Below are 14,070 nucleotides of genomic sequence, written 5' to 3'. Positions count from 1 at the left end.
CCTCCCCATGTCGGACTACCCCTGGCTCGAGCGTCCGCGCGAGTACCGCATCTCGCCCCGCTTCCTCGCGGGCCCCACCCACACCGGCGACCCCGGACTCAAGCCGCTGATCAACGCGGGTTGGAACTTCAGCCGGGACGACCTGGGCAACGTCTTCGTCACCACCCCTGATCACACCGTCCGCTGCGGTTTCCTGCCCGAGGGCGAGCACGGTGAGCTGTGGTCGATCAGCGCCCACACCCACGCGTTCGCGCCGCCGCAGTGGCTGGTCACCTTCAACCTTCAGGCCCCGCCGGAGATCGTCGGCGAGTTCACCACCGCTCTCGCCACCGTCCACACCTACGACCCCGGCACCGTCCTGGGCGGTAGCGCCAGGATCGGACTCGACACCACCAACGGCCTCCTGCGCAGCGGCTGGCGGATCGACTCCCAATCCTCCGCCACCGCCTTCCAGACACCCGATCAGCTCGTCACGCTGCATCGGCGGCGCGGCCACCTGCGCCACGAGGCCGAGATGGCCGGTGACGCGGAACGGTGGCTGTTCGAAGTCGGACCGCCCGAGCATCGCTGGTACGCCACCGCCTCCTCAGGCGTCCCCGACCAGGTGCTCGGCGCGCTCGCCACGGCCGTCGCCAACCCCGGACCGGTCGAGCGCTACCTGCGGCCCTCCGCCCTCAACCGCCTACCGCGGCAAGCCATCGCCGTCCCGGCGGCGCCGACCCCGCTGGAGGTCTCCCGCATCCAGGCCGCCACCGCCCGCTCGCCCGCAGCGCCCCGTAGGCCCGCTTCCGCCCTGGCCTACACCACCGCGACCCCGCCGCCGGCACCCCGGCAGCCCGCCCTCGCCGGGCGCTCCCACTGACCGCCCCCACCAGCACCCTGGAGAACGCCGTGCCCGACACCACCGCCCTCGACCACGCGGACGCGATGATCGAACGCTCCTGGGGCCGACCCATCGCCGAACTGGAGAAAACCGCGCCCCGCGTGCCCGTCGAGGACCCCATGCTGCGCGCGGCGATGCACACCCGGTCCCACCTCGTGGTCGTGTCCAACTCCGCTGCCGTGCACCAGGACCGCCTGCACGCCCTCACCCGGCCCGGCCAGGTCCCCGCCTTCTACGACCTCGACCGGATCACCGAATCGGCGAGCGCGCTGCGGACCGCCTACGCCGAGAGCAACACTGCGCTGCACGCGATCCGCAGCGTCATCGACGCCCGCGGGCACGCGCTCAAGGCCGAAGACGGCCCGGCCGCCGAGCGCGTCCGGGCCGCCACCGCCCGCACCTCGCAGGCTCCCCGCCCCCTGGGGCTGCCCATCGGCCAGCCCGCCCCACCGGCCGCTGCCGCTCCGGTCCAGCCCGTGGCGAACCGCCGGTAGCGGCCGGTCAGTCCGCGGCCCGGTCGTGGTGGGCGCCCGGGTCGGCGGCGCCCACCATGCGGGCCAGTTCCTCCAAGGTCAGCTCCATCCGCTGACCGTCCGCCAGCCGCGCCTCGACCTGCTCCCGCTCGGCGCGCCTCGTCGTGGCGACGGCCCATTGGCCCTCGGCGATCATCACGATGTCGCCCATCGTCCACGCCCGCCCCGCCGCCCGGATCTTGCGCTCCAGCGCCGCCATGTCCCGGCCTCTGCTCGGCACCAACGCCCTCGTCCCCCTTCGCGCCACTTACGGCCCCGCGCCGTAGCCCTGGTTCAGCACCCGTGTGCTCCGATCCATTCCCTCCCAGTTCGCCCACGGCAGACCGCCGGCCCGGGGAAACGACTACGAACTTCGGTATGCGGCATGTCAACGTACTCGTGCCGCCGAAACCGCAGGTCAACGAAGGGACCGGCCCCCGTGAACACCCCCAGCAGCTTCCTGCCCGCCCCTCTCCGCCCGACCGCCGAGGACCGTTCCTGGCTCTCCTGCGACCACAGCGCGGAGCCGGTCCTCACGCTGCTCGACAGCCTCGGCTGGCCGATGGTCGACACCCCCGAGGCCAACGTGCACTGCACCAGCCCGGACGGTCGCGTCTACGTCGGCTGGCTGCCCGAGGACCACGGCGCCTGGCAGCGCGGCATCGTCTGGCGCGTCCAGGTCCAGCCCACCGACGCCGACGCCTGGACCCAGGAGTTCGGCATCCACACCCCCACCGAGGCCGTCGCCGGGTTCCTCGCCGCGCTCATCGCCAACCCCACCCGCTGATCCCCAACACCCCTGCTTGGAGGACCCATTGCCCACACCCCGGCTGGACCGCCGCATCACCCACGGCACCGCGCGCAACGCGCTTGGCCTTGCCCTGGACGACCCGCACATCGTGTGCGCAGACGGCTTCTGCCTCTCGGTGCTCGCCCCCGCCGACGTGTTCCTGCTGCCCGCCCAGACGTTGGAGGTCGGCTTCCCTACCCGGCGCCCCGAACCGTGGGGCACCTGGAGCACATATCTCGACCCGGGTTCCGAGGATGACGACCCCACCGAGTCCGTGTACCCGAACGTCCCTGTCGCCCTGGTGCGGGACCTGATCGAGGCCCACGGCGGCGAAGCCCTGCCCATTCCGCGCCAGCGCTCCTACCACCCATCGCCGCAACCGGCTTCGACGAAGGAGACCACTCTGACGATCACCATCGACCTCACCCGTATCCCCGGCCCGGCCATCGCCGCGCTCGGCCTGGCCAACGCCTTCTCCGTCCCGCCGCAGTCCGCCGCGTTCGTCCTCGGCCTCGCCCTCAGCGCGAGCGGCCTGCTGCTGGCCTTCGACGACGTCCACGAGAGCGGCCTGCGCCGGGACGCCCGTGTCGTCGCCGAGCTCGCCAAGTCGCCCGGTGGCGCACGGGTCCGCCAGATCGGCACCGCCCTCGGCCTGCGCGACCGCGCGGTCGCCAGATCCCTCGACCGCCTGGCCGACGACGGCCTGGTGCTCCTCGCTGCCGAGGGCGAGCCGCTGCCCCTGCGCTCGTACCGCCTCGCCGGCTGAACCACCGCCAGCTGCCCCAGCCCAACCCGGGGCACCAACCCACCACGAGGGACGCCGCCAACGAGCACCCATCACGTCGACTTCCACCCGCTCATCGTCACCGCCGTCACCGAACACCGCGCCTCCCGTCGCGTCCTCGCCAGCCCGGCCCTGCGGATCGTCCGTGCCGACGAGGTCCGCTCCGGCGACCTGATCGTCTCCGCCGTCGCATCCGCTGCCCCCGGGCGCTACCGCCGCACCGAGTACTTCGCCTCCGCCCCCTACCTGGCAGGCCCCGGACCGTACGACCCGACGTGCGGATGCGGTGTCTGCGGCCTGCCCGAGGTCGAGGGGCCGGAAGGCACCGTGATCCTCGCCCGGGACTTTCCCTGGGAGTCCTGCGACCCGTGGCCCGCCGACGAACCCGTCCTCGTTCTTCCTCTCCGCCGGACACCCCGGCCGCCCGCGTAACGTCCCCGACCCAACTCGCAGCGCCCCTGATCCACCCCGACACCCGTCCGGCCAGCACGCCGAGGAGACAACTGTGCCGCAGCACCTGACCGTCGCCCACCTGATCGCCCAGCTCCAGAACCTCGACCCGAACCTGCGTGTCCGGCTCGCCGTGAACCCGGACTGGCCGTTCTCCCACCTGCTGACCTCGGACGTCGTGGTCCACAACGGCCTCGTCTACCTGGCCGAGGACGGCCAGGAGGGCTACCTGCCCACCGCTGTCCGTGAAGAACTCGCCTGGGCCTGAACCCGCCCCGACCGAAGGAGAACCGCATCCCGACCAGCTACCGCTTCAGCTTCCCGCAGCCGCTCGACAGGTTCGCGTTGCACCCCATGCCACCGTGGGCGAGCGGAGCGCTCGTCCGCCGCGTCCCCACACCGCCCGACCAGCCGATCGAGGTCCTCTGGATCCCGACCACGGTGCTCAGACTCCCCTTCGGCCGCATCTCGCTCCGGTGGGAGCCCGCCCCTGGGGCCGGCTGGGACGTCACCGCCCGCCTCGGCCTCGCCACCACCGACGTCCACCTCGCCACCTGGTCCGCTGCCCCCGATGACTGGCCCCGCCTGGTGCGCCCCACCCTCTACGAGGTCACCGGCCTGTGTTCAGCCCTCGCCGTGGCCACCGCAGCCCTCGAACTCGCCAACCGGCTCGCCGACTCCTGAACACCACCGAACAAGGCCGCCCCGCGCCAACCCGGCCGGGGCGGCCTCGCCGTACGCCCACCCGCCCGGCGCCGCGGACGCTCGTCACCGGAACACCGAGCTTCTCTACGGCCAGGTTCCCCAGCGCATCGTCACGCTCACCCCTTCGCAAATTTCTACGAAGGGGCCTCATGCCTACCTAACCCTCGACCGGAGCCCCGTCCTCCTGCCGCCAGCGCTGGCTGACCTGCTCCATCGACTGGCTCCTGCTGCCGGCCGTTCACCCGACGCCCGGCCCTGCGCGAACTGGCTCCGGACAGCCAGCTGCTGTTCCCCGGTTTTCCGCCCCGGCACCTGCATGGACCACGATCGACTCGCCATCAAACTCAACCAGCTCGACACCCGCATTCGCCCCCGCGTGACAGCACGTTGTGCGCCCTGGCCGCCGACCTGCCAGCTGCAGTCCTCGCCGACCTGCTCGGCATCCACATCAACACCGCTGTCCGCTGAGGCAGATTCATCAAGCGAGACTGGACCGGATACCTCACGGCACGTTTCGACGGGGGACCTTAACCGTGGGAAACTGGTGCGGGGCCGCCGTGGTGTCGGGGAATCCGTCCAGGCATCGCAGCACGCTGAGGCCGAACTGGTGAACCTCCGGCAGGACTTCCATCATGACCGAACGACGAGGGCCGTGGACACGCCGCGGCCGGGTGCCGCTCTGCGCGACACCATGGCTCACCGCCTACCGGGATGAGGTCACGTTTCCACACGGAGAGCGAGGCGCCTACGACTGGGTGCAGTTGCCGGACCAGGTGCGGGTAGCCGCGTTGGTCGACGGGGCACTTCTCGTTGTCGAGCAGTACCACTACCTTGCTGGACCGATGTGGCAGTTGCCGGGCGGGTCCGTAGATCCAGCGGACCGCGACAGTCGCACAGCGGCCCAGCGGGAGCTGACCGAGGAGACTGGCTACCGCGACGGACAATGGGACGACAGGGACTCGCTCCAGGCCCTGCCCGCGTTTACGCCCGCCCGCGTCCACCTGTGGAGCGCGGTCGATCCCGTGCCGTCCCATGCCGCACCGGAACCCGGAGAGGCAGACATGGTTGTCCATCACATTTCTTTGGATGAAGCAATGTTCGCGGTCCGGGATGGACGCCTGCGGTGTGCGGCCAGCGCGGCCCTGGTTACAATGCTGGCCCTAGAGCGGATCCGTTGAATCCGTCAGGCCAGGTCGCCCCGCGCGTCCAGGTCAAAGTCCTCCTCACGGCCGGCAAGCCGGTCCTCGCACCGCTTCAGCTCCGCCTTTAGATCAGCACGCCGCTGCGGGGCTAGCGCGGTCCGGTCAAGCATTCCCCGCAGGGCGTCCCGCCGGATCAGGAGGTGGACGGGACGCTCGGGGCTGATGAACTGCTCGGTGTATGCGTACGCGTTCTGGTAGTCCTGCTGGGCAATGCTCAGCCGCGCCCTGAGACCGGTTCGGATGTCACGGCGCTGCTTGCTGAACTTGCGGTCGAGTTGGTCCAAGGCTGTGCTTGCCTCGTCGACGCGTGAGGTGCGCAGAGCGCAGAGCACATAGTTGGCAAGCACCTCGAAGCGTACGTTGTCGGACTTCTCCACTGCCTTCTGGGCGAATTCGTAAGCGGTTTCCATGCCGCCACAGAGGTACTCCACGCGTGACGTGCGGTGGCTGACCATCTCGGCGCGATCGATGTCCGCCAGGCGCACGAGCAGCGAGAGCGCTGTGTCCCGATCGCCCAACTTGCAGGCGATCTGGATCTTCAGGTCCACGACGTAACGGTTGTCGGGCTGCTTCTCCGCAGCTCGCGAGATGTGCTCGTCAGCGCGCCGTAGATCGCCCAGACGAAGACAGCAGTCGGCCATCTCGCGGTGGATAGCCATACCACCGCGCCCGCTATCGAGTGCCTTCTGATAGTAGTTCAGGGCCACTCTGTGCTCGCCCTTGTGCCTCTCCAGGAAGCCTGTGAGGAAGAGCGCGTCACGGATCTGACCACGCTTCCTGAGCTCTGCGATGTGGTCGCCCGCCTCCGCGAACTCGCTGAGCTTCACTTGGGCGCGAATGAGCGTCGTTCGGGCCTGGTGGATGCTGGGATCAGCGTCGAGCGCGTCGGTCGCCATGTCGACGGCGCGCTGGTACTCCTGCTCGTGGTAGTACTGCTCGGCCAGCTTCACTCGGTCAGTGAGCAGGGCGTACGCCCGGGGAGTGGACTGCTGCCCGGCCTTGTCCATAGCGCGGAACAGGGCGCGTTGCAGTGCCAAGTAGTCAGTTCCATCCTCGGACTGGGTCAGGAAGTCGTCGAGTCTGCTCGCGACCGCCCCGTACTCGGCCTTGCTGCAGGCGCCGAACTCGCGGCGGATCGCGTCCACGGCGGGCCCGGATACCTCGTACCAGCCGGCGGCAGTCGGGGCGATCAGCGAAACGTCGATGAGATGGATCAGAGCCTTCTCGATACCGTCGTCCGACGTACTGGTCGCCTCCTGCAGGACGGAGAGCGGCAGCGGGCTGTTCGCCGCCATGACGCGGAGGATCTTCTGTTCCAGGCCGCTGAACTTGTTCTGTTTGAGGTAGCTGGTGAGCGGCGACGAGCCGAAATCTGAGAGCGTCCGACCACGGATCCCAAGGTCGGGCCCGTAAGCTGTGATCAGTTCCAGCGCGAATGTGACCGAGGGCGGATAGCCGCGGATCGCTGTGGTTATCTCCTTGACGATCGCGGGAGCCAAGGTGATCTGACGGGCCTTCGCCATGAGGCCGACGAGACGGCTGATGTCTGCATCGTCCAGAGGCCGTAGATGGACCACACTGAGCGGACGCATTCCTCGCGCGATGAAGTGATCCGGCGAGGGTCGCCTGTTCGTGAGCAACGCCGTGACGATGTCGGGAAACTGACTCAGCGACTCGATCAGGTCCAGGATATACGGTGCGATGTCGCCGTCATTGTCCAAAAGCCCACCCTCGTCATGGAGTACAGGCATCTGGTGGTACTGGCAGATCTCCTGGAACTTGGCCAGCACATGTGCAAGGGCTTGCGCGTCGCTGAGTGCAGTGATCTCTCTGGTTCGCTGCAGAGACTCTTCGGGGGTTTCTGAAGGATCGACCAGCGCAGAGAGCTTCGCGGCGAGGGCCTGCGCGGTGTCACCGGGTTCCACGTCGATGACAAGGAGGGTCTCCAGATCCAGTGACTCGCGGACCATCTTGGTCAACGTGGAGCGTCGGCCGATGCGGGGAAGCCCTGTCACGCAGGCGACCTGGCTCTCTGCTCCCGGTTCCGGCGCGGAGTACACGTCCTGAAGCGCCGCGATCTCGGTGGCCCGGCCAACGAAGCGGGGGCTCTGACCTTGACGCACCAGATCGTCAATCACAGTTCTGATCTTGCGTGCGGCAGGCTTCGCCGCGATCGTCGTGATGTGCTTGGTGCGGTTTAGCCACTCCGGCAGATCCTCGGGCGCGATGTCCTGGTCAAGGCGAACCACCAGGACGTTCCTGATCCGCCCCATCGCTGCCTGGAACCGTGCCTCACGGATCTCGTGCCCTACCCAGGGGGAGGCCAGGGCGGCTTTGCTGAGGAAGAAAACAAAGGCCGCTGATTCCTTGAGGGCCTCGTCGATGGAGTCGAGGATATCGCCACCAGCGTGGAACGATCGGTAGTCGATCGTGGCGAAGGCCCGGCCGACCTCGGACGCTACTTCTCGCACAAAGGCGGCGTCCTGAGTCGAGTAGGAGAAGAACGCCTTGATCACGGAACGGCCGGTCCTCTCGGGGTGGGCGGCTGAGACGAGACGGACATTGGCGGAGCCTGGGCGGGGACAACCTCCGAGGGCCCAATCAGATCCGCTGCCCCTGCCACACTGCCCAGTGCCTGGGCCAGTTCCAAGAGAACCAGACGCAGTGAGTCGAGATCGGCTCGGAGAGCGCCGATCTCCTGCCAGGTGCTCTCATGCTCAACGGCGGAACGATCTGCCGGCGCAGAGCTCTCCCAGGCCGTGAGCCGCGGATGCCACTTGCTGAGGACGGGCCGCACTGCCCTGTTGAGCACGGTGACGGCGAGGATCCCGAACGACACCTCGTTTTGTGCCCCAGGTGGCGCGACGTCGGGGCCGTACCGTTTGAGGATGTCGCGGACCGTCGCGAAGAGGACGTACATGGAGGTCAACGCCTCACGCGCCGAACCTTCGTCCTCATGCAACGGGGCGACGGGCACTCGCGTCACCAGTTCGACGTAGAGCTCCCACGCAGCCCTCTGCTCGGCGTCGTCGGGCTCCCACTCACCACCGATCTCGCCCAGGAAGGGAATGGTGATCTTGACGTTCAGCCGCTTCCGCCGCATGCGCCCCCCTGCAGGTGTCGATCTGTCAGATGCTAGATCAGTCACGGGAGCTTTGGGAGGCCGCAGTGCAAAGAGACGGCGGCAACAGGATTGCGGCGACGGCAGGCGCCTAGGTCGCCGAGCGCGGCTCAAATGCCCATCGAGCGAGCCGCCGCACGGCTGGACGAGGGAAGGGGCCTCGGGGGCTCCTCGGAAGGAGATGCATCTGAATACCGCAGCCCAGCAATAAGTGATCTCCACCAGTAAAGCGCATGCTGCTCGTGTCTGGCGGCGTGGAGATCGTGAACGGCGGTCCGCACGGCTGCGGTGGCGCGGCAGCGGGTGCGCTCTCAACACGCTGACTTGACAGGAAATCAAGCACTCCGTCTACGTCCATCCCGAAGCACGCGGGCGAGGAGTCGTCGCCGCCCTCGTCGATGGTTTGATCGTCTCCACCGAGGCTGCCGGGATCTGGGCCATACAGTTCGGCATCTTCCCCGAGAACTCTGCCAGCCTCGCCCTCTACGCCCGTGCGGGCTTCCGAGTCATCGGCACCCGCGAACGCATCGGCCGACACCACGGCGTCTGCCGTGACGTCACCTTCGTCGAACGCCGAAGCCCCACCGTGTCCCGAACCGGGGGAGATTGAGCATCGCGGGCCGGTCGGCTCCGGGGGTGGCCTCGCCGTGTTGCATTGAGCGCAACATCGTTGCATCTGGTGCGCCAGACCTGGTCCGAAGCCAGCTGAGGGAGCAACCCCAAGGTTGCTCCGTCACAGAGCAGCTAGTCAGAGCCGACAGCAGCGGATGCCGCATGTTGGATCCGCTGCAATACCGCTCGTTACTCCAGGTACAGACCGGCGAAGATCCCGTCGAACCCCAGGGCGATTTGCGCCTCGGCGAGGGTCCGGTAGTGTGTCCAGCTCGGGTTGGCCGCGAGCATGGCGTCGAAGTCCCGGCGGGTGATCTCTGGCTCCAGCCACTCGGCCCCGCAGCGGCAGCGGATCCAGACGTGGCGGCGGTGGTTGATCAGCAGCCAGTCGCGCCGGGCCCGGCAGCCGGAGCAGGTCACCGGGATTCCGCGCAGGGCCAGTTCGGTGGGGCACTGCACGAGGCGGACGGCCTCCGGGCCGCTCGGAGGCTGGGTCTCGTACTTCAGCTGCAGGAGCGGGTCGGTGCTGGTCGGGGTCGGAGCGGTGATCGGGGCCGGAGTGGTGGTCTGCTCGGTGGTTCTGGGCACAGGCTCTCCGTTCGCGGTGCTCGGGTTCTTGCGTAACACCTGGTGGGACCGGGTGTCGAGAGGGTTTCGGGGTGGTCCGGCAGATGGCGGTGTGTCCGCCGGACCACCCGTCAGCGGCGGGGTGCCGGGCGGCGCGGGTCGGTCGCGGGCCAGGCTGGTGCCGGCTGTGTGGTGCGGGTCCGCGTCGGCTCGGTCCTGGACCGGGTGTCGACGGTCGTTCCGGTGCGCGGCCGTTGGGGGTTGGCGGGCAGGTCGGCGATGCGGCGGATGCGCCAGACGAGGACGTCGGTGGTGTCGCGGGCGGTTTCGAGTTCCCGCCAGGAGGTGGCCTCCGCGAGCAGCGCCTGCGGGTCGTGGCCGGCCTGCTCGGCTTCGGCGAGCACGGCGGCTAGGGCATCGTAATCGCGGACCGGGCCTGCCAGGGTGTCCGTCTGGCCGAGGGCGGCGCGGATGATGGCCTGGTGGCGGCGGCGCTCGAGCTCGGGCAGGGTACGGCCGATCTCGCGCATCGTCCGCATCGGGGTGGCGCCGGCCTGCTGGTAGGCGGCACGTAGGTGTTCGGCGGCTTGGCGTGAGGCGGCGGCCTGCTGGGCGTGGCCGCGGGCGGAGTGCCAGCGGGCGGCGGCCAGGGCGACGAGGACGAGGGTGGAGAGGACCATGGCGGTGGCGCCGCCGTCCTCGCCTCGGCCGAGCGCGCTGCCGGCGTGGACGATTCCGCGGGCGGCCGAGCGCAGGGCGCGGATGTCGGCGTTCTCGGCGCGGACGTGGCTGCGGGTGGCGCGTTCGAAGGCGCGGGCTGCTTCTCGGAGTTCGGCGCGGGTGGCGGCCGGGGAGGTCTGGGCGAGGGCGTCGAGGATCTCCCCGGCGCCGACGAGCTGGGCGGCGGCCTGGTCGTCGTCCTGGTCGAGGAGGGCGGCAGCCCGCTCGGCGGTTCCGGCGGCCTCGCGTCGGCGGTATGCGGGTGCGGACCGGTCAGCGCGGGTCGACGTGGCGCTCGGTTCCGGGGTGTCGGTTGCGGGTCCGGCGTCGAGGCGGCGGCGGATCCGTGGGAGGGAAAGGTCGGGGGCAAGGGTGTTCCCGGCGAACCAGATGGGCTCGCTGTCGCGATTGCGGTCGCCAGGCAGTGCGACGCTGTAGCCGAGGACGTCGCCGGAGGGGGCGTTGCGCACCTTCAGCCGCAGGCCGGCCTCGCGCAGGCGGGTGAAGAACTCCTGTTCGGTGGCAGCTCCGGCAACGGCCTGGCGGACGGCTTCGCGCAGGGTCTCGCGCGGGGTCTCGGTGCGGCCGGTGCGCTCGGCCTTGAAGTGCTCCTGGCTGGTGGGGTTCTTGGCGGCGGTGCCGTCGCCGGGGTTGAGCTGTCGCAGGCCGTACTCCTTCTCGATGAGGCGGGCCTCGGCCTGGGCCTTGCGCTTGTCGAAGCTGAGGCCGGCCAGGCGGCCGTCCTGACGGACCAGGGTCGCGGCGATGTGGATGTGGTCGGGTGCGTGACGGACGGCCACCCAGCGGCAGGCAGTGGTGTCGCCTTCGGGGGCGATGCCGGTGGCGTGGACGATGCGGCGGGCGATGGCGGCCCACTCGGCGTCGTCGAGGTGCCGGTCACCGGGGGCGGTGCGGACCGAGCAGTGCCAGATCCTGGTGGCCGGTGCCTGCTTGCCGAGAGCTTTGACAGGCTGGTCGAGTTGGTTCGCGAGCTTGGCGACCTGGTGCCGTTCGGGGTTGGGGCCGGGGTCCGGCGCGAAGCCGTTCCAACTCGCCACGAGGTGCTGGTCGGTGTGTTCCTCGTGTTTGCCGGGCCCGAAGAGGTAGTCGATGAGGGGGAAGCTGCGGTCGGTGCCGGTACGGATCTTGGGGATCACCGGCGGACCAGCCAGTCGACGGCCTCGTCGACTGCATCGATCGAGGCTTCGACACGGGCCAGGAGCTGCCGGAGTTCGGCGCCCGGCTGCCCGCCGGCGTTCACGTAGTGGGCCAGCTGGTTGAGGTTGTTGCCCACGGCGCCGAGCTGGCGGTTGGACTCCATGAGTTCCTGGATGCCGCGCCGGTAGTCGGCGACCGCGGCGCTGGGGTCGGTGCTCGCGGCGGCGGCCACGGCGGCGGCTGCGGTGTAGCCGCCGGGGGCGAGTTCGGCTCGGTCGGCGGCGCGCTGGAGGAGGGTCCACTCGGCGTCGCTGAAGCGCGGGCAGATGCGGTTGGTACGCGGGACGCTCTGGCGAAGGCGTCGGCGCGGCACGATGCGGACAGCGGTCGACGGCTGCTCGTCCCCCGTGGTCGGCACCCCTGGGCCGACTCCCCGGTCGTCGGCAGGCACCCCTGGGCCTGCCGGCGACCGGGGAGCCTCCGCCCCCTTCGGGGCGGGGGCGGGGTAAGGACTCCTTACCCCACAACTTGCTCCGCCAGGAGCCTGATCACGGTCACGCTCCGGTCCCGCCGTGGTGCCGTCCTGGCCGGGCGCGGTCACCGGCTGGCCTCGGTGTCGCGCTTGCGGATCTCGCGGACGAGGTCCTCGACGAAGTCGAGGGCGAGGACGGGGTGGCGGAGGGTCCAGGGGCGGGAGTGCCGGCCGCGCTGGACGCTGCGGGTGCCGTCCGGGCCGGTTTCGACGCGGTGGAGGTGGCCGCGCTGGTGCAGGACGGCGAGCCAGGAGTCCGCCTCGGCCCAGGTGGCGGGGGTGGTGCGCATGCGGGGGTGCTCCCGTTCGGTGGTGGTTCGGGTGGGTGACCGGCCGGGGTGACCGTGTCGGTCACCCCGGCGGTCGGGTGGAGGTCAGTCCTGGTCTGCGGTGACCGGCTGACCGTGCTGGGCGCGGAGCTGGGCCATCAGCTGGGTCAGGGTGTCGCTGGACAGGGGGATCTGCTGACCGCGGATCGCCTCGGCGACCACCTTGCGGGTCAGCTTGTCCTCCTCCCTGACCGCCTGCCGGGCGATCTTCAGCAGGTCCTCGGTGTCCAGGTCAGTGCGGCGGTCACTGTCCCGGTCAGTGACCGGCGGAGCGGTGACCGGGGTCTTGACCGGCTGACCGGTGGCCTCGGTGCGGCTGACCCGCGGGGCGGTGACCGGCGGCTTGACCGGCGGCCGGTCAGTGACCGGCCGGTCGGCGGCCGGGTGACCGCCCAGGTCAGAGGGCTTGTGCAGGCTGACCGCGCTGACCGGGGTCAGCTGCGGCTGCGGCGTCGGTACGGTGACCGGGCTGCTGACCGGCTGACCGGAGGCGGGGTGACCCGCGCTGTCCTGACCGGCGGTCAGCGCCGCCGGACGCTCGGTCAGTGCGACCTCCTCGGTGGTGACCTGACCGGGGTCAGCCTCGGCCGGTCGGCCGCCGTGACCGTCCCGGTCAGTGGGGCTGACCGGTCCTCGGGCGATGAGGATGTAGAGGTGGACGGCGCCGGCCAGGGCGAGCGGGGCGATGGTGGACAGCACCGCGACCACCGTGTCGCCCAGCCGAAGGCCCATGGTGGTGTTCTGCTCGTTCAGTCGGACGGCGTGCAGGGCGTTGGCCCACAGGCTCGTCCCGGTGGCCGCGCCGAAGAGCGTCCACACGTAGGCGCGGGCCCTCAGCGGTGCGGTGCGCAGGACCAGCAGGGCGCGTACCCCGTAGGCGATGAACCCGTCGACGATGATCGGGAAGAGGTAGGTGAGGAAGCCCCTCACGTGGATGGCGATGGCCATCTGCTGCAGCGCGTCGTAGGAGAGCGCGCAGCCTGCTGCGCCGAGGGCGATGACGACGGCCCGGTCCCAGCCGGTGACGTGGGCGGCGGCCGGGGCGGTCACGGTGGTGGTGCTCATGCGGCCGTCCCGAAGTCGTCGCGGGTCAGCTGCTCGATGCTGGTGTCGCCGTGGTCGACCGAGGCGGCGCGGGCGGCCTCTTCGGCGATCTGCCGGTGGCGGATCGCGCGGCGGGTTTCGCGGTACAGCTTGAGGGCGTGCTCGGGGGAGATTTTGAGGAGCCAGGCGAGGCGTTCGACGGGGACGTCCTGGCGGTACCCGGCGAGGACGACCGCGCGGCGCTCGGCCTTGGTGAGGTGGATGTCGCGTCCGGCGAGGGTGGCGTTGACGCGGCTGTAGTCGAGGCGGTGGGCCAGCCTGGTGTGCAGGGGTTCGCGTTCCTCCTCGGTGAGGCCGCCCCGGATGCCGTGGGTGTCGCCCGTCTCCAGGGCAGCGTCCAGGCAGGTGCGGGCGACGGGGCACTGGGCGCACAGGGCCTTGGCGATGGCGATCTTGTCGGCTTCCTCCGGGCCGGGGAAGAAGGTCTCCGGGTCGACGGGGTTGTACTCGGTCGGGGTGCAGACGGCCTGGTCCTGCCAGGTGTGGTCACCGAGCGAGCGGTGGCGGACAGGGCCGGTCGTGGTGGTGGTCATGCGGGGTTGCTCCGATCGCTCTCCGCGCGCGGGCGGCGTCGGCGGAGAGGTGCGCTGGGTCGGTGAAG

Annotated in this window: 16 protein-coding genes and 1 pseudogene; 8 read left to right on the top strand and 9 right to left on the bottom strand. The window is 70.1% G+C overall.

From position 1 onward, the window contains the following. Window positions 1-7: 7 nt before the first annotated feature. Window positions 8-862, top strand: a complete 855-nt coding sequence (locus ACZ5GH_RS26995) for an SPDY domain-containing protein (RefSeq protein ID WP_464335471.1) — start codon at window positions 8-10, stop codon at window positions 860-862. Window positions 863-891: 29 nt separating this feature from the next. Beyond that, window positions 892-1,377: a hypothetical protein gene (locus ACZ5GH_RS26990; RefSeq protein ID WP_464335470.1), complete on the top strand. Its 486-nt coding sequence runs from the start codon at window positions 892-894 to the stop codon at window positions 1,375-1,377. Between the two features lie 7 nt (window positions 1,378-1,384). Here ACZ5GH_RS26990 and ACZ5GH_RS26985 read toward each other — a convergent pair whose 3' ends face one another. Then, a complete protein-coding gene (locus tag ACZ5GH_RS26985; RefSeq protein WP_464335469.1) occupies window positions 1,385-1,636 on the bottom strand; it encodes a hypothetical protein in 252 nt (83 codons plus the stop codon). Window positions 1,637-1,834: 198 nt separating this feature from the next. On the opposite strand from ACZ5GH_RS26985, the gene ACZ5GH_RS26980 reads away from it, so the two are divergent. The 5 genes from ACZ5GH_RS26980 (at window position 1,835) to ACZ5GH_RS26960 (ending at window position 5,302) form a co-directional block, all read left to right on the top strand. Next, window positions 1,835-2,182 carry an SPDY domain-containing protein gene (locus tag ACZ5GH_RS26980; protein ID WP_464335468.1) on the top strand — a complete coding sequence of 116 codons (348 nt, stop codon included), beginning with the start codon at window positions 1,835-1,837 and terminating at the stop codon, window positions 2,180-2,182. Window positions 2,183-2,210: 28 nt separating this feature from the next. Continuing rightward, a complete protein-coding gene (locus ACZ5GH_RS26975; RefSeq protein ID WP_464335467.1) occupies window positions 2,211-2,951 on the top strand; it encodes a hypothetical protein in 741 nt (246 codons plus the stop codon). Window positions 2,952-3,474: 523 nt separating this feature from the next. Then, window positions 3,475-3,687: a hypothetical protein gene (locus ACZ5GH_RS26970; RefSeq protein ID WP_360466860.1), complete on the top strand. Its 213-nt coding sequence runs from the start codon at window positions 3,475-3,477 to the stop codon at window positions 3,685-3,687. 86 nt (window positions 3,688-3,773) lie between these two features. Continuing rightward, on the top strand, window positions 3,774-4,103 hold the full coding sequence (locus ACZ5GH_RS26965; protein ID WP_464335466.1) for an esterase: 330 nt from the start codon (window positions 3,774-3,776) through the stop codon (window positions 4,101-4,103). Between the two features lie 653 nt (window positions 4,104-4,756). Further along, window positions 4,757-5,302 (top strand): NUDIX domain-containing protein, encoded by a 546-nt coding sequence (locus ACZ5GH_RS26960; RefSeq protein ID WP_464335465.1) that lies wholly within the window; start codon window positions 4,757-4,759, stop codon window positions 5,300-5,302. 5 nt (window positions 5,303-5,307) lie between these two features. Here the strand turns inward: ACZ5GH_RS26960 and ACZ5GH_RS26955 are convergent, their stop codons facing one another. Then, window positions 5,308-7,842 (bottom strand): TIR domain-containing protein, encoded by a 2,535-nt coding sequence (locus ACZ5GH_RS26955; RefSeq protein WP_464335464.1) that lies wholly within the window; start codon window positions 7,840-7,842, stop codon window positions 5,308-5,310. Beyond that, window positions 7,839-8,429, bottom strand: a complete 591-nt coding sequence (locus ACZ5GH_RS26950) for a hypothetical protein (protein ID WP_464335463.1) — start codon at window positions 8,427-8,429, stop codon at window positions 7,839-7,841. The genes ACZ5GH_RS26955 and ACZ5GH_RS26950 overlap by 4 nt, the downstream gene beginning before the upstream one ends. 352 nt (window positions 8,430-8,781) lie before the next feature. Here ACZ5GH_RS26950 and ACZ5GH_RS26945 point away from each other — a divergent pair. Continuing rightward, window positions 8,782-9,057, top strand: a pseudogene (locus tag ACZ5GH_RS26945) (N-acetyltransferase family protein); the annotation flags it as partial. A gap of 191 nt (window positions 9,058-9,248) precedes the next feature. Here the strand turns inward: ACZ5GH_RS26945 and ACZ5GH_RS26940 are convergent. From ACZ5GH_RS26940 to ACZ5GH_RS26915, 6 genes are all read right to left on the bottom strand, one after another. Beyond that, window positions 9,249-9,647 carry a hypothetical protein gene (locus tag ACZ5GH_RS26940; RefSeq protein ID WP_464335462.1) on the bottom strand — a complete coding sequence of 133 codons (399 nt, stop codon included), beginning with the start codon at window positions 9,645-9,647 and terminating at the stop codon, window positions 9,249-9,251. Between the two features lie 110 nt (window positions 9,648-9,757). After that, on the bottom strand, window positions 9,758-11,503 hold the full coding sequence (locus ACZ5GH_RS26935; protein WP_464335461.1) for a relaxase/mobilization nuclease domain-containing protein: 1,746 nt from the start codon (window positions 11,501-11,503) through the stop codon (window positions 9,758-9,760). Next, window positions 11,500-11,922, bottom strand: a complete 423-nt coding sequence (locus ACZ5GH_RS26930; RefSeq protein ID WP_464335460.1) for a MobC family plasmid mobilization relaxosome protein — start codon at window positions 11,920-11,922, stop codon at window positions 11,500-11,502. Before ACZ5GH_RS26930 ends, ACZ5GH_RS26935 begins: the two co-directional genes overlap by 4 nt. Window positions 11,923-12,101: 179 nt before the next feature. After that, window positions 12,102-12,326, bottom strand: coding sequence for a hypothetical protein (locus ACZ5GH_RS26925; protein WP_464335459.1), 225 nt, complete (start codon window positions 12,324-12,326; stop codon window positions 12,102-12,104). Between the two features lie 84 nt (window positions 12,327-12,410). After that, on the bottom strand, window positions 12,411-13,430 hold the full coding sequence (locus tag ACZ5GH_RS26920; RefSeq protein WP_464335458.1) for a DUF2637 domain-containing protein: 1,020 nt from the start codon (window positions 13,428-13,430) through the stop codon (window positions 12,411-12,413). Continuing rightward, window positions 13,427-14,002 carry a WhiB family transcriptional regulator gene (locus ACZ5GH_RS26915; RefSeq protein WP_449808049.1) on the bottom strand — a complete coding sequence of 192 codons (576 nt, stop codon included), beginning with the start codon at window positions 14,000-14,002 and terminating at the stop codon, window positions 13,427-13,429. Before ACZ5GH_RS26915 ends, ACZ5GH_RS26920 begins: the two co-directional genes overlap by 4 nt. Between the last annotated feature and the right edge of the window lie 68 nt (window positions 14,003-14,070).

This window comes from Kitasatospora sp. Xyl93, from assembly GCF_055383135.1.
This window is presented reverse-complemented; position numbering and strand designations above follow the sequence as displayed.